Below are 13817 nucleotides of genomic sequence, written 5' to 3' on the forward strand. Positions count from 1 at the left end.
TCAGCTGTAGCGGACGCCGGTAATCTCGTAGGTCTTCACACCGTTCGGCGCCGTGAAGTCGAACTCGTCGCCTTCACTCTTGCCGATCAGTGCACGGGCGATCGGCGAAGACACGGCAATGAGGTTCTGCTTGATGTCGGCCTCGAGGTCGCCGACGATCTGGTAGGTGACCTGGGCATCCGAATCCAGGTCGACCAGGTCCACGATCGCGCCGAAGACGATGCGCTTGCCCACGCTGAGGCGCTCGGTGTCGATCACTTCCGAATTCGACAGCGCGGCCTCCAGCTCGGCGATGCGACCTTCGTTGAAGCCGTGCATCTCGCGGGCGGCGTGATACTCGGCGTTCTCCTTCAGGTCGCCGTGCGCGCGCGCTTCCGCTACCGCGGCGACGATTTCCGGGCGCTTCACGCGCTTCAGGTACTCGAGCTCGTCGCGCAGGCGGTCGGCACCCTTCTGGGTCAGGGGAGGACGCGTACTGCTCATGCCTTCAACTCCTTGTGCAGGTCCTGCAGGCTGTTGACTTCGCCATCGGCGTGGAAGTCGAGCGAATGCACCAGGGCACGCGCGCCTGCGACGGTCGTGGAATACGTGACGCGCTGCTGCAGCGCTTCGCGGCGGATCGAGAACGAGTCGGAAATGGCCTGCTTGCCTTCCGTCGTGTTGACGATATAGACCACCTCGCCGTTCTTGATCAGGTCGACGATGTGCGGCCGGCCCTCGAGCACCTTGTTGATGCGCTCGCATGCCACGCCGTTGTCCTGCAGGAACTTCGCGGTGCCCGAGGTGGCCACGATGACGTAGCCGCGCGCGGCCACGTCCTGTGCGATGGGCAGCAGGCGATCCTTGTCGGCATCGCGCACCGACATGAACACCTTGCCCTTCGGCGGCGCCTTGATGCCGGCGGCCTCATGGCCACGCGCGAACGCGGCGCCGAAGCTGCGGCCAACGCCCATCACCTCGCCGGTGGAACGCATCTCGGGGCCGAGGATCGGGTCGACGTTCTGGAACTTCAGGAACGGGAAGATGGCTTCCTTCACCGAGTAGTACGACGGAATGATTTCCTTCGTCGCGCCCTGCTCGACGAGCGTACGGCCCGCCATGGCGCGCGCGGCGATCTTCGCCAGCGACATGCCGGTGGCCTTGCACACGAACGGCACCGTACGCGAGGCGCGCGGGTTCACCTCGAGGATGAACACGTCGTCGCCCTGGATGGCGAACTGCGTGTTCATGAGGCCGATGACCTTCAGCTCCTGCGCCATCATCTTCACCTGGCGGCGCATTTCATCCTGCACTTCGGCGCTGAGCGAATAAGGCGGCAGCGAACACGACGAGTCGCCGGAATGCACGCCGGCCTCCTCGATGTGCTCCATGATGCCGCCCACCAGCACGTTGCCTTCGGCGTCCGCGACGATGTCCACGTCCACTTCCACCGCGTGGTCGAGGAAGCGGTCGAGCAGCACGGGCGATTCGTTCGACACCTGCACCGCCTCGCGGATGTAGCGCGACAGGTCGGCGTCGGCGTAGACGATTTCCATGGCGCGGCCGCCCAGCACGTAGCTGGGACGCACCACCAGCGGATAGCCGATCTCGCGCGCCAGCGCCAGCGCCTCGTCGGCATTGCGCGCGGTGCGGTTCGGCGGCTGCTTCAGGCCGAGCTTCTGGATCATCTTCTGGAAACGCTCGCGGTCCTCGGCGAGGTCGATCGAGTCGGCGCTGGTGCCGATGACCGGCACGCCCGCCGCTTCGAGGGCGCGCGCGAGCTTCAGCGGGGTCTGGCCGCCGTACTGCACGATGACGCCCTTCGGCTTCTCGAGATCGACGATCTCCAGCACGTCTTCGAGCGTGAGCGGCTCGAAGTACAGGCGGTCGGAGGTGTCGTAGTCGGTGGAGACGGTTTCCGGATTGCAGTTGACCATGATGGTTTCGAAACCATCCTCGCGCAGGGCGAGGGCCGCGTGCACGCAGCAGTAGTCGAACTCGATACCCTGGCCGATGCGGTTCGGGCCACCGCCGAGCACGATGATCTTGTCACGGTTCGTCGGGTTGGCTTCGCACTCCTCCTCATAGGTGGAGTACATGTACGCCGTGGTGGTGGCGAATTCGGCCGCGCAGGAATCCACGCGCTTGTACACCGGACGCACGCCGAGGGTGCGGCGCAGGTGGCGCACGGCGCCTTCGTCGGTGCCGACCAGCTCGGCGAGACGCGCGTCGGAGAAGCCCATGCGCTTCAGTTCGCGCATGCGCGGCTCGTCCAGCGCCGTGAGGCCCTGGCGCTGCACTTCTCCCTCGGTCATCACGATGTCCTCGAACGCCGCGAGGAACCACGGATCGATGCGGGTGAGGTCGTGTACTTCTTCCAGCGACAGGCCGGCACGGAAGGCGTCCGCCACGTGGAAGACGCGATCCGGACGCGGCTCGCGCAGTTCGCGCTTAAGCGTCAGGAAACCTTCCTCGCTGCCGATGTCCAGGCCGGTGGGGTTCAAGCCGGTCTTACCGATCTCAAGACCGCGCAGGGCCTTCTGCATCGACTCGTGGAAGGTGCGGCCCATGGCCATCACCTCGCCCACCGACTTCATCTGCGTGGTGAGGCGCGCGTCGGCCGCCGGGAACTTCTCGAAGGCGAAGCGCGGGATCTTGGTGACGACGTAGTCGATGGACGGCTCGAACGACGCAGGCGTGAGGCCGCCCGTGATGTCGTTCTTCAGCTCGTCGAGGGTGTAGCCGACGGCCAGCTTGGCGGCGACCTTGGCGATCGGGAAGCCGGTGGCCTTGGAGGCCAGCGCCGAGGAACGCGACACGCGCGGGTTCATCTCGATGACGACCACACGGCCGTCTTCGGCGTTGATGCCGAACTGCACGTTCGAGCCGCCGGTGTCCACGCCGATCTTGCGCAGCACCGCGATGGAGGCATTGCGCAGGCGCTGGTATTCCTTGTCGGTGAGCGTCTGCGCCGGCGCGACGGTGATGGAATCGCCGGTGTGCACGCCCATCGGGTCGAAGTTCTCGATCGAGCACACGATGATGCAGTTGTCCGCCTTGTCGCGAACCACTTCCATCTCGAACTCTTTCCACCCCAGCACCGATTCCTCGACCAGCACTTCGTGCACGGGCGAGAGCTCGAGGCCGCGGCCGACGATCTCGATGAACTCTTCCTTGTTGTAGGCGATGCCGCCACCGGAACCGCCGAGCGTGAAGCTCGGGCGGATGATGGTGGGAAAGCCCACGGTGGTCTGGATCTCGAGCGCCTGCTCCATCGAGCGCGCCACTTCCGCCTTCGGGCATTCCAGGCCGATGTCGGCCATGGCCTTGCGGAAGAGGTCGCGATCTTCGGCCATGCGGATGGCCTCGCGCGACGCACCGATCAGCTCCACGTCGTACTTCTCGAGCACGCCATTGTCGGCGAGGTCGAGGGCGCAGTTGAGGCCCGTCTGGCCGCCCATCGTCGGCAGCACCGCATCGGGGCGCTCCTTGGCGATGATGCGCTCCACGGTCTGCCAGTTGATCGGCTCGATGTAGACGGCGTCGGCCGTTTCCGGGTCGGTCATGATCGTCGCCGGGTTCGAATTCACCAGGACGACGCGGTAACCCTCTTCTTTCAGCGCCTTGCAGGCCTGGGCACCGGAGTAGTCGAACTCGCAGGCCTGGCCGATGACGATCGGGCCGGCGCCGATGACGAGGATGGTCTTGATGTCGCTGCGCTTTGGCATGCTTTTCTCTCGCAAATCGATGGCGTGGGAGGACGGCGGTAAGCGGGGCGTCAGGACGCCTTCTTCGCCTTGTGCGCTTCCATCGCGGCAATGAACGTGTCGAACAGATAGCCGACGTCTTCCGGTCCCGGGCTGGCTTCCGGATGGCCCTGGAAGCAGAACGCCGGGCGGTCGGTCAGGGCGAAGCCCTGCAGCGAGCCGTCGAACAGCGAGGTGTGGGTGACGCGGACGTTGGCCGGCAGCGTGTCGGGATCCACGGCGAAGCCGTGGTTCTGCGAGCTGATCAGCACGCGGCCCGTGTCGTGGTCCTTCACGGGGTGGTTCGCGCCGTGGTGGCCGAACTTCATCTTCAGCGTCTTCGCGCCAACGGCCAGCGCCATGATCTGGTGGCCGAGGCAGATGCCGAAGGTGGGGATCTTCGTGTCGAGGATCTGCTTCGTGGATGCGATGGCGTAGTCGCAGGCGGCCGGATCGCCCGGACCGTTGGCGAGGAAGATGCCGTCGGGGTTCATGGCGAGCACCTCGGCGGCGGGCGTCTGCGCCGGGACCACCGTGATGTCGACGCCGCGACTGGCGAGCAGGCGCAGGATGTTCTGCTTCACGCCGTAGTCGTACGCCACCACCTTGAACTTCTTCGGCGCGTTGTAGAAGGCCTGTTTATCGAGGTCGTAGACGCCCTCGCTCCACTGGTAGGTTTTCGTGGTGCTGACCACCTTGGCCAGATCCATGCCGTTGAGGCCAGGGAAGGCCTTCGCTTTCGCCACCGCGGCGTCGGCGTCGATCGCGTCGCCGGCGACGATGCATCCGTTCAGCGCGCCCTTCTCGCGAAGGATGCGGGTGAGGCGGCGCGTGTCGATGCCCGCGATGGCGACGATGCCATGGCGTTCGAGGTAATGCGGCAGCGGTTCCACACTGCGCCAGTTGCTGGCCAGGCGCGGCACGTCGCGCACGATGAGGCCGGCCGCGTGAACGCGGTCGGCTTCGACGTCGACGTCGTTGGTACCGGTGTTGCCGATGTGCGGGTACGTGAGGGTGACGATCTGTCGGGAGTACGACGGGTCGGTCAGGATTTCCTGGTAACCGGTCATGGCGGTGTTGAACACCACCTCGCCAACCGTCTCACCGCGGGCACCAACGGCGTGGCCGTGAAAAATGCTGCCGTCTTCGAGAGCAAGCAGAGCAGGAGTACGCATGGGATGGCCGCCTTCGGGTGCAGCAAAGCCCGCAAGCCTGCTTGAAGCGGCTCGTGGGCCTTGGGGAAAAGGAATCGTTGGGCGGGAAAGAATGATAGATGACAGGCGGCTTTCTGTCCACCGGAAACGATGTCTGAACGCGTAGGAAAATGCCCCTGGGAACCCGCTCCGTCACGATACAATGGCGTCCGAGGTACCTACCCGAGAACCGATCGCATGCTGCTCGACCCCGCTCGCCTGGAACGTCCCGACACTGACATCAGGCACGAGCCGTTCTCGTTCATGATCGCGCACGGGCAGCTTCCGGACGAGGCCCGGGGCGACCTCGACCGCGATTTCCCCCAGTACGGCAGCGCGGGGTTCTTTCCGTACGACGCCAGCGACTGCGGCCCGTCGGTGAACGAGCTCGTGGCGCAGATGACCTCGCGGGAATTCTCCGCGGCCATCGGCAGGCACCTGGGCATCGAGGGGCTGGAGAATTACCCCACCCTGGTCACCTTGTGCCGCCTGCTGAACCGCCGTCACGGCACGATCCACACCGACAGCAAGTCGAAGATCGCCACGGCGCTGATCTACCTCAACCCGATGTGGCCGGACACCAGCGACGGCTGCCTGCGTTTCCTTCGTTCCATCAATGACATCGACGATGTCGTTGCGCCGGAGTTGAAGCCGCTCTACGGCGAGTTCGCCGTGTTCCGCCGCGCCGAGAACTCGTTCCACGGCCACCTGCCCTACGAGGGTGAGCGCCGGGTCATCCAGGTGGCCTGGCTTACATCGGAAGAGGAAAAGGCCCGCAAGACAAAGCGCGGCAAGTTCTCCCGAGCCTTCAAGAAGATCTTCGGCAAGCTGGACCGGAAGGTGGGCGCCGACCGCGACCGCAGCGCTTCGCACCCGGACTGAGGCCGACCTTGTGGGAGCCGGCTATGCCGGCAATCCCGCAGCAGCGGGCAGGCTCGCCGCGGCCCCCATCGCCGCTGAAGCGGCTCCCACAAGGGCGCCGCGCTATGGTCAGTGGGCCCCGAAATACCAGCCCACGAACACGGCGAAAACACCGTAGAGCGCCCCGATCGGCATCAGCCAGCGCGCCTCGACGGCTCCCCGGCGGAACATCGCCCACAAGGCCACCACCGCCACGACCGTGATCGCGCCGGCCACGATCAGCGGGGTATCGAACAGCCATGGGGTGGCGAACAAGGCGAATGAACTCGGAATGGTGGCCTGGATCATCATGGCGCCCGAGATGTTCGCCAACGCCAGCCGTTCCTTGCCTTGCCTGACCCAGATCAGTGCGTTGACCGTCTCCGGCAGTTCGGTGGCGACGGGGCTCAGCACGAGGGCGACGAGGTGTGGCGACAGGTGCAGGAACGCGCCCAACGACTCGAGTTGCCAGACGAACGTGCGCGAGGCCACGGCGATCACGACAAGAGCCAGACCCGTCTGCATCACCACCCAGCCCATGGCCGGATCGGGATCGTTGCGGCGGAAGGTGAGCGGTTCCAGCTCCTCGTCCTCCGGCCCACTCGTGTCGTCGCGCATCTCTCGCCAGACATAGAAGGCGTAGGCGGCCAGGAAGAGCACACCGAGCCACGGCTTCCACGCGAACGCGACGAGCCCCAGGCCGATCTTCACGAGGAAGATCGCCAGGAACCAGGACTGGTCCCGGGCCAGGCGCCGGTTGTCCACGCGCACCCGTAAATCGTTGCGCTTCAGTCGCTTGCGACCGGCATATAAAGCGAATCCGACCACTGCGTAGGCGATGGTGGCCAGCACGAGGGGCCCGCCCAGGGCCGCGCCCACGCCGATGTCCCTGGCTTCCGGGGTCTTGCCGAAGACGACCGCGACGAAGGTCACCGCGCTTTCCGGCAACGCCGTGCCGAACGCGGCCAGCACCGTACCCGTCGTGGTCGAGCCGAGGTTGAGCTTGCGCCCAAACCATTCGACGCCGTTGACGAAGTACTCGCAGGCGAAATAGATGGCCCCGGCCGATACCAGGAACAGGAAACAGGTAAGGAGCATGTTTCATACAAGGCCGGGCGAGCGCGCGGAACCGATGGCGCAACGACACGGCTCGCCCGGCCCGGGTGAGCATGTCGATGGCCAAAGGTCTCGCCGGGCCGGCGGCGCGCTTGTGCGCTCCGCTGCCGTTCGCGCCATGGGGTCGTTAAACCGCCAAGTCTGTTGACGCGAACTCCTCAGGGGGAACGAGGATGGCTACTCCCCAATGACTTCGGTCGAAATGTTAACACGAGTTCTAGATTCGGAAACAACGCGTGGCGAATCACCTACATCGCTTCCAGGGCGATGCGTCCGAGGATTGTCAGTTAAAGCTGACTGCGCCTGACGGGCTCGCCCTCGGAGAATAGCCCTTGACGCGACGAACGAAATTCGGCGCGCGCCCTCCCCCGAGAAAAAGGAACTCCTCGAATGCGACACCCCGCTTTGTGTACTTTGCTGCTCTGCGCCCTGACCTCACCGGCGTTTGCCAGCACGACCGATGCCCCCGAGATGGGATCGATCGAGATCGTCAATCTCACGGACGCGGAAATGCACCTGTTCCGGACAGACCACATCTCTGACATCTTCGCGGACAGCAACGGCAGTCAACTCATTCCCGGAATCGTCATCGCTCCCGGGCAGAGTGAGCATCTTTATGTGCGACCGGTTCCCCTTCGCACCCCGACGGTAACGTTCGGCGCCTCGAATGGAAAGGAATGCATGATCGCGGCCCTCGACACCCCCGCCTCGCGCCCGCAGCCTTCGCCGCGCCCCGTTTCCTATCTCGCGAGCCCCCTGACAACCCGGGCCCACTGTGTGGCCGAACCCGCGCAGCGCTCGCCCGGCGTCACCTGGGCGGCGAAACTCACGATCCGCTAGGAATACACCGACTCAGACCTTCGCCGCGATCACATCCTCGAGCGTCCACGCGCCCGGCGCACGCCCGGAGATCCAGATTGCGGCTTCCACCGCGCCACGGGCAAAGATCGACCGGTCCGTGGCGCGATGGCCCAGTTCGATACGTTCGCCCTGCCCCATAAGCAGCGCCTGGTGTTCGCCCACGATGTCGCCACCGCGAACTACGGCAAAGCCGATCGTGCCGGCCTTGCGCGCGCCCGGCCGGCCTTCGCGGGCATAGACAGCCAGGTCTTCCAATGTCGCGCCGCGACCTTCCGCGGCCGCATGGCCGAGGGCCAGCGCGGTTCCCGAGGGGGCGTCTTCCTTGCGGCTGTGATGCGCCTCGACGATATCCAGATCCCATCCCGGCAACGCCGCGGCCGCTTCGCGCAGCAGGCGGGTGAGCACGGCGACGCCCAGGCTGAAGTTCGCCGCGCGTAATACGGCGATGCGCTCCGTCGCCTTGGCGAGACGCTCCTCGACGGCGGGCGACAAGCCAGTGGTTCCCGTGACCAGCGCGGCACCACTCGCCTCGCAATGATCCAGCGACGCGATCAGTCCCTCGGGACCACTGAAGTCGACCACTACGTCGACATCGCCTTCGCCCGACCAGTCGCCAAATCGGACGGGCGAAACGTCACCGTACACCGACTTGCCCAGCCAGGCGGACGACGACGAAACCACGGCACGGACGAGTTCGAAACGTTCGTCGTCGCGCACGAGGGTCAACAGTGCGAGCCCCATACGCCCGGAGGCGCCGCTGATCGCGAGACGGACTGGACGAGACATGGGCTGAACCTTCAAGGGCTTCTGAAACGGCGAATCCTAGACTACTGCGGAGCAATGTGGGAGCCGCTTCAGCGGCGATGGGTGCTCGCGACTAGCTGGCCCGCTGCCGCGGGATCGCCGGCATAGCCGGCTCCCACAAGGATCATGAAGTGACCCGAGACCAGAAGTCCTTCACGCCATCGATGAACGTGGTGGAGCGCGGCGTGTGCTTGGCGGCTTCCTCCCCGACGAACGTGGCTTCGAGCTGCAGCAGCAGGTCGCGCTGTTCCTTCGTGAGGCGTACCGGGGTTTCCACGACGACCGTGCAGATGAGGTCGCCGGTGCGGCCGCCGCGTACCGACTTGACGCCGCGGCCGCGCAGGCGGAATTGCTGGCCCGTCTGCGTTTCCGGCGGCACGTTCACCGGCACTTCGCCTTCCAGCGTCGGCACCATCAACTCGGTACCCAATGCGGCCTGCGCGAAGCGGATGGGCATTTCGCAATACAGGTCGGAGCCGTCGCGCTGGAAGATGGCATGCTCGCGCACGCGCACTTCCACGTAGAGGTCGCCCGCCGGCGCACCCGCCGGGCCGGCTTCACCCTGCCCCGTGAGGCGGATGCGGTCGCCATTGTCCACGCCCGCCGGAATGCGCACCGACAGCGTGCGCTCTTCTTCCAGGCGGCCGTCGCCGTGGCACTTCTTGCAAGGCTTGTCGATCTTCTGGCCGGAGCCGTGGCAGGTCGGGCAGGCCTGCTGGATTGAGAAAATGCCGTTCTGCATGCGCACGCGGCCATGGCCGGCGCAGGTGCTGCACGTCGATACCTTGCCGTCTTCCGAGCCCGTGCCGTTGCAGTGGTGGCAATTGACCTGGGTAGGCACCTCGATCTTCTTCTCGACGCCGAACACGGCTTCCTCGAGGTCGAGGTCCATCATGTAGCGCAGGTCGGCACCGCGGCGCGCGCGCTGGCGTCCGCCGCCACCGCCGAAGATGTCGCCGAAAATGTCACCGAAGATGTCGCCCACGTCGCCGAAGCCGGCGCCATTGCCGCGACCGAACCCGCCACCCTCGAAGGCCGCATGACCGTACTGGTCGTAGGCCGCGCGCTTCTGCGCGTCGGAGAGGATGTCGTAGGCTTCCTTCGCTTCCTTGAATTTCTCGATCGCTTCCGGATCGTCGGGATTGCGATCGGGGTGGTACTTCATCGCGACGCGACGAAAGGTCTTCTTGAGGTCGCCCTCCGTCACGGTGCGTTCCACACCGAGGATTTCGTAGTAGTCGCGCTTGCTGCTCATTGCCCGCTTGCTTTCCCTGGACGGACGAACGCGCCGATGGGTTGCCCCTCGGCGCGATCGTTCCTGTCAACCGTTGAAGACGTGCCGCAACCCCTCGCCGCGGCACGTCGCTCGTTCAGACGACTTACTTCTTGTCGTCCTTGACTTCGGTGAACTCGGCATCGACCACGTCGTCCGGCTGGGCCGAACCGCCGCCCGGCGCCGACTGCTGCGACGTGTCCTGCGAACCACCGGACTGCGCCGCGGCGTACAGCGACTGCGCCACCTGCTCGAGGTTGGTGATCTTCCCCTCGATGGCGTTCTTGTCGTCGCCGTCCTTCACCTTCTCGAGCTCGGACACCGCGGCGTCGATGCTGGCCAGCTGCTCGGCCGGCACCTTGCCACCATGCTCCTTCAGCTGGCTGCGCGTGGCGTGCACCAGCTGGTCGGCCTTGTTACGCACCTGCACCAGCTCGTGGAACTTCTTGTCTTCCTCGCGGTTGGCTTCGGCGTCGGCCACCATGCGCTGGATCTCTTCGTCCGAGAGGCCCGAGCCGGCCTTGATCTCGATCTTCTGCTCCTTGCCGGTGTCCTTGTCCTTCGCCGACACGTGCAGGATGCCGTTGGCGTCGATGTCGAAGGTGACTTCGATCTGCGGCGTGCCGCGCGGCGCCGGGCGAATGCCCTGCAGGTCGAACTTGCCGAGCGACTTGTTGGCGTTGGCGCGCTCGCGTTCGCCCTGCAGCACGTGCACGGTGACGGCGGTCTGGTTGTCGTCGGCCGTGGAGAACACCTGCGAGGCCTTGGTGGGCACCGTGGTGTTCTTCTCGATGAGCTTGGTCATCACGCCGCCCATCGTCTCGATGCCGAGCGACAGCGGGGTGACGTCGAGCAGCAGCACGTCCTTGACGGAACCGCCCAGCACGCCGCCCTGGATGGCGGCGCCGACGGCGACGGCTTCATCCGGGTTGACGTCCTTGCGCGCTTCCTTGCCGAAGAAGTCCTTCACGGCTTCCTGCACCTTGGGCATGCGGGTCTGGCCACCGACGAGGATGACCTCATTGATGTCGGACACGCGCAGGCCGGCGTCGTTGAGCGCGGTGCGGCACGGCTCGATGGTGCGCTTGACCAGGTCTTCCACCAGCGACTCGAGCTTGGCGCGGGTCAGCTTGATGTTGAGGTGCTTCGGACCGGACGCATCGGCCGTGACGTACGGCAGGTTCACGTCGGTCTGGTGCGACGAGGAAAGCTCGATCTTCGCGCGCTCGGCGGCGTCCTTCAGACGCTGCAGCGCGAGCTGGTCCTGGCGCAGGTCGATGCCCTGCTCCTTCTTGAACTCGTCGACCAGGTAGTCGATGACGCGGTTGTCGAAGTCTTCGCCACCGAGGAAGGTGTCGCCATTCGTGGCCAGCACTTCGAACTGCTTCTCGCCGTCGACGTTGGCGATCTCGATGATCGACACGTCGAAGGTGCCGCCACCGAGGTCGTACACGGCGATCTTGCGGTCGCCCGAGGCGGTCTTGTCGAGGCCGTAGGCCAGTGCGGCCGCGGTCGGCTCGTTGATGATGCGCTTGACGTCGAGACCGGCGATCTTGCCGGCGTCCTTGGTGGCCTGGCGCTGGCTGTCGTTGAAGTACGCCGGCACCGTGATGACCGCTTCGGTGACCGGCTCGCCCAGGAAGTCCTCGGCGGTCTTCTTCATCTTCATGAGGACCTTCGCGGAGACTTCCTGCGGGGCCATCTTCTTGCCATCGGCCGTCTGCACCCAGGCGTCGCCGTTCTCGTGCGCCACGATGCCGTAGGGCACGATCTTGATGTCCTTCTGCACTTCCGCGTCGGTGAACTTGCGGCCGATGAGGCGCTTCACCGCGTAGAACGTGTTCTTCGGATTCGTGACGCTCTGGCGCTTGGCCGGCGCGCCGACCAGAACCTCATTGTCCTTGGTGAACGCGACGATGGACGGCGTGGTGCGATCGCCCTCCGCGTTCTCGATGACGCGTGCGGTCGAACCTTCCATCACTGCCACGCAGGAGTTGGTCGTACCGAGGTCGATGCCGATGATCTTGGCCATTGAAGTTGCTCCGTATTTCTAAGCGGCCCCCGCGGCCGCGACTGTTTGTGAAAGTGGGGACCGGCCCCATCGATTCAATGCCTGGTGAGACTCCCCAAGTGCCGCGAACCCGCGCCACATGGGGCTTTGTTCAGTTGTCGCGCACCACGGCGACGAGCGCCGGACGCAACAGACGATCGTTGAGCACGAAACCTTTCTGGACCACCGCCACCACCGTGCCCGGCGCGTGTTCGTTCGACTCGACCGAACTGATCGCCTGGTGGTGCTCCGGATTGAAGGGCTGGTGGAGGGGATCGATGACGGTCAGGCCGTTCGACTGCGTGACCTTCTCCAGCTGCTTCAGCGTCAGCTCGAGGCCCTCGCGCAACGTCTTCGCGTCGGCGGAGTCGTTCGTGAGGCCGAGCACGATGCCGTCGTACACCGGAAGCAGGTCGCCCAGCAGTTTCTCGTTGGCGAAACGGCGCGCCTGTTCCAGGTCGCGCTGAAGACGGCGGCGCTGGTTCTCGATCTCCGCCCGCTCGCGCAGGACCGTCTCGCGCGCCCCGGCCAGTTCCGATTCGAGGGCGCCCAGCTTCGCGGTAAGTGCGTCGAGGTCGGCGTTCACGCCGCCGTCCGCCGCACCGCCATCCTGCACCTGATCCGGCGCATGGGGATCGTTGTTCTGCATGCTTGCTCCAAATGTCAGCTTACCGGCCCGCCTCCAGGAGGGGACCGAACATCCGCGGGAAATAGTAAACCCGCCTCCCGGGGCGGTTTATGAGGTCGCCGCGGCGCGATTCAAGGCGTCGCTGAGCAATCCGGCAGTGGCCTGCACCACCGGAATCACCCGCTCATATGCCATACGCGTCGGTCCAATAACTCCGATCGCGCCGAGCATGCGGCCGCCGGTGCCGTAGGTGGCGGTGACGATGCTGCAGCCGTCCAGGGCCGAGAAGCCGGACTCCTCGCCGATGAAGAGGCGGACGCCGGGGGCCTGGACGCACATTTCCATCAACTGGAGCAGGTCGCGCTTCTGCTGGAAGGCGTCGAACAGCTCGCGGAGCCGGTCGATGTCGGCCAGCTCGGAATAGCCCATGAGGTTGGTCTGGCCGCTGACCAGGACGTCGTCGGCGTCCTCGTCGTGCGCGAACGAGGCCGTGGCCAGTTCCACCGCGGCAGCCAGCATCCGGTTGAGTTCGCCCCCGGCCTCGCGCAGTTCCGAGGCGAGGTGCGCCCGGATGTCCGCCAGGCGGAAGCCCGCGAACTGGGCGTTGAGGTAGTTGGCCGCCTGCTCCAGCTCGCTGGCGTCGAGCGGGCGGGCAAGCTGCACCACCCGGTTCTGGACCTGATTGTCGGAGAACACCAGGATGACCAGCACCCGCGCGTCGGGCAGCGATACGAAGTCGATGTGGCGCAGCGGGAAGTCGCCCTGGCGCGGCACGGTGACCACGCCGGCGAAGCGGGTCATGGCGGAAAGCAGGTTCGAGACGTTGCCCAGCAGGTCGCGCGTGGTGGTCTGGTGTGGCGGCAGGCTGCCCTGCAGGCGCGCCATCTCGTCGCGCGGCAGCGGCTTCAATTCGAGCAGGCTGTCCACGAAAAGACGCAAGCCCCGCGGCGTGGGCACGCGGCCGGCCGAGGTATGCGGTGACGCGACCAGGCCGGCGTCTTCCAGGTCGGCCATGATGTTGCGGATGGTGGCCGGGCTGACTTCCAGGCCCGACGACTTCGCCAGCGTGCGCGAGCCGACCGGCTCACCGTCCGACAGGTATTGGGATATGAGGGTCCGCAGCAGCCGGCGCGCGCGAGCATCGATGTCGTGACCGGTAAACGGATTCATGCGCTGGACGTGTCGGAAAGGGGCTGGATCGTCCGCTATCAATAAGGTCTTGCCCTCTCGCTTGCAAGTCTCGGCCCTTGCGACGCCGCTCCCGCTA

The 13817-nt window shown here is 65.6% G+C and carries 11 protein-coding genes and 1 riboswitch; of the genes, 2 read left to right on the forward strand and 9 right to left on the reverse strand.

Translation table 11 applies throughout. The features are described 5' to 3' along the window. Genes greA through carA form a run of 3 tightly spaced genes read right to left on the reverse strand, consistent with a single transcriptional unit; the run spans nucleotide 1 to nucleotide 4900 of the window. Nucleotides 1-483, reverse strand: coding sequence for a transcription elongation factor GreA (gene greA, locus ACPYOD_RS05805; RefSeq protein WP_481300785.1), 483 nt, complete (start codon nucleotides 481-483; stop codon nucleotides 1-3). After that, a complete protein-coding gene (gene carB / locus ACPYOD_RS05810; protein ID WP_481300786.1) occupies nucleotides 480-3707 on the reverse strand; it encodes a carbamoyl-phosphate synthase large subunit in 3228 nt (1075 codons plus the stop codon). The genes greA and carB overlap by 4 nt, the downstream gene beginning before the upstream one ends. Before the next feature lie 50 nt (nucleotides 3708-3757). Then, nucleotides 3758-4900: a glutamine-hydrolyzing carbamoyl-phosphate synthase small subunit gene (gene carA, locus ACPYOD_RS05815; protein ID WP_481300787.1), complete on the reverse strand. Its 1143-nt coding sequence runs from the start codon at nucleotides 4898-4900 to the stop codon at nucleotides 3758-3760. A gap of 216 nt (nucleotides 4901-5116) precedes the next feature. Here carA and ACPYOD_RS05820 point away from each other — a divergent pair, with 216 nt between their 5' ends. Next, nucleotides 5117-5800, forward strand: coding sequence for a 2OG-Fe(II) oxygenase family protein (locus ACPYOD_RS05820; protein WP_481300788.1), 684 nt, complete (start codon nucleotides 5117-5119; stop codon nucleotides 5798-5800). 108 nt (nucleotides 5801-5908) lie between these two features. Here ACPYOD_RS05820 and ACPYOD_RS05825 read toward each other — a convergent pair whose 3' ends face one another. After that, nucleotides 5909-6916 (reverse strand): sodium:calcium antiporter, encoded by a 1008-nt coding sequence (locus ACPYOD_RS05825; protein ID WP_481300789.1) that lies wholly within the window; start codon nucleotides 6914-6916, stop codon nucleotides 5909-5911. Between the two features lie 100 nt (nucleotides 6917-7016). Continuing rightward, a riboswitch (yybP-ykoY riboswitch) is annotated at nucleotides 7017-7132 on the reverse strand. 192 nt (nucleotides 7133-7324) lie between these two features. Here ACPYOD_RS05825 and ACPYOD_RS05830 point away from each other — a divergent pair. After that, nucleotides 7325-7774: a hypothetical protein gene (locus ACPYOD_RS05830; RefSeq protein ID WP_481300790.1), complete on the forward strand. Its 450-nt coding sequence runs from the start codon at nucleotides 7325-7327 to the stop codon at nucleotides 7772-7774. 12 nt (nucleotides 7775-7786) lie between these two features. On the opposite strand, the gene dapB is transcribed toward ACPYOD_RS05830, so the two are convergent. The 5 genes from dapB to hrcA all read right to left on the reverse strand — a co-directional run bounded on the left by dapB (nucleotide 7787) and on the right by hrcA (nucleotide 13720). Beyond that, nucleotides 7787-8581 carry a 4-hydroxy-tetrahydrodipicolinate reductase gene (gene dapB, locus ACPYOD_RS05835; RefSeq protein WP_481300791.1) on the reverse strand — a complete coding sequence of 265 codons (795 nt, stop codon included), beginning with the start codon at nucleotides 8579-8581 and terminating at the stop codon, nucleotides 7787-7789. Between the two features lie 142 nt (nucleotides 8582-8723). After that, entirely contained in the window at nucleotides 8724-9854 is a 1131-nt protein-coding gene (dnaJ, locus tag ACPYOD_RS05840; protein WP_481300792.1) for a molecular chaperone DnaJ, read from the reverse strand. Between the two features lie 124 nt (nucleotides 9855-9978). After that, nucleotides 9979-11904, reverse strand: coding sequence for a molecular chaperone DnaK (gene dnaK / locus ACPYOD_RS05845; protein WP_481300793.1), 1926 nt, complete (start codon nucleotides 11902-11904; stop codon nucleotides 9979-9981). A 130-nt stretch (nucleotides 11905-12034) separates the two neighbouring features. Next, on the reverse strand, nucleotides 12035-12571 hold the full coding sequence (grpE, locus tag ACPYOD_RS05850; RefSeq protein WP_481300794.1) for a nucleotide exchange factor GrpE: 537 nt from the start codon (nucleotides 12569-12571) through the stop codon (nucleotides 12035-12037). An 87-nt stretch (nucleotides 12572-12658) separates the two neighbouring features. Next, nucleotides 12659-13720: a heat-inducible transcriptional repressor HrcA gene (hrcA, locus tag ACPYOD_RS05855; protein ID WP_481300795.1), complete on the reverse strand. Its 1062-nt coding sequence runs from the start codon at nucleotides 13718-13720 to the stop codon at nucleotides 12659-12661. Nucleotides 13721-13817: the final 97 nt, after the last annotated feature.

Source organism: Luteibacter sp. HAY1-4A, assembly GCF_056755355.1.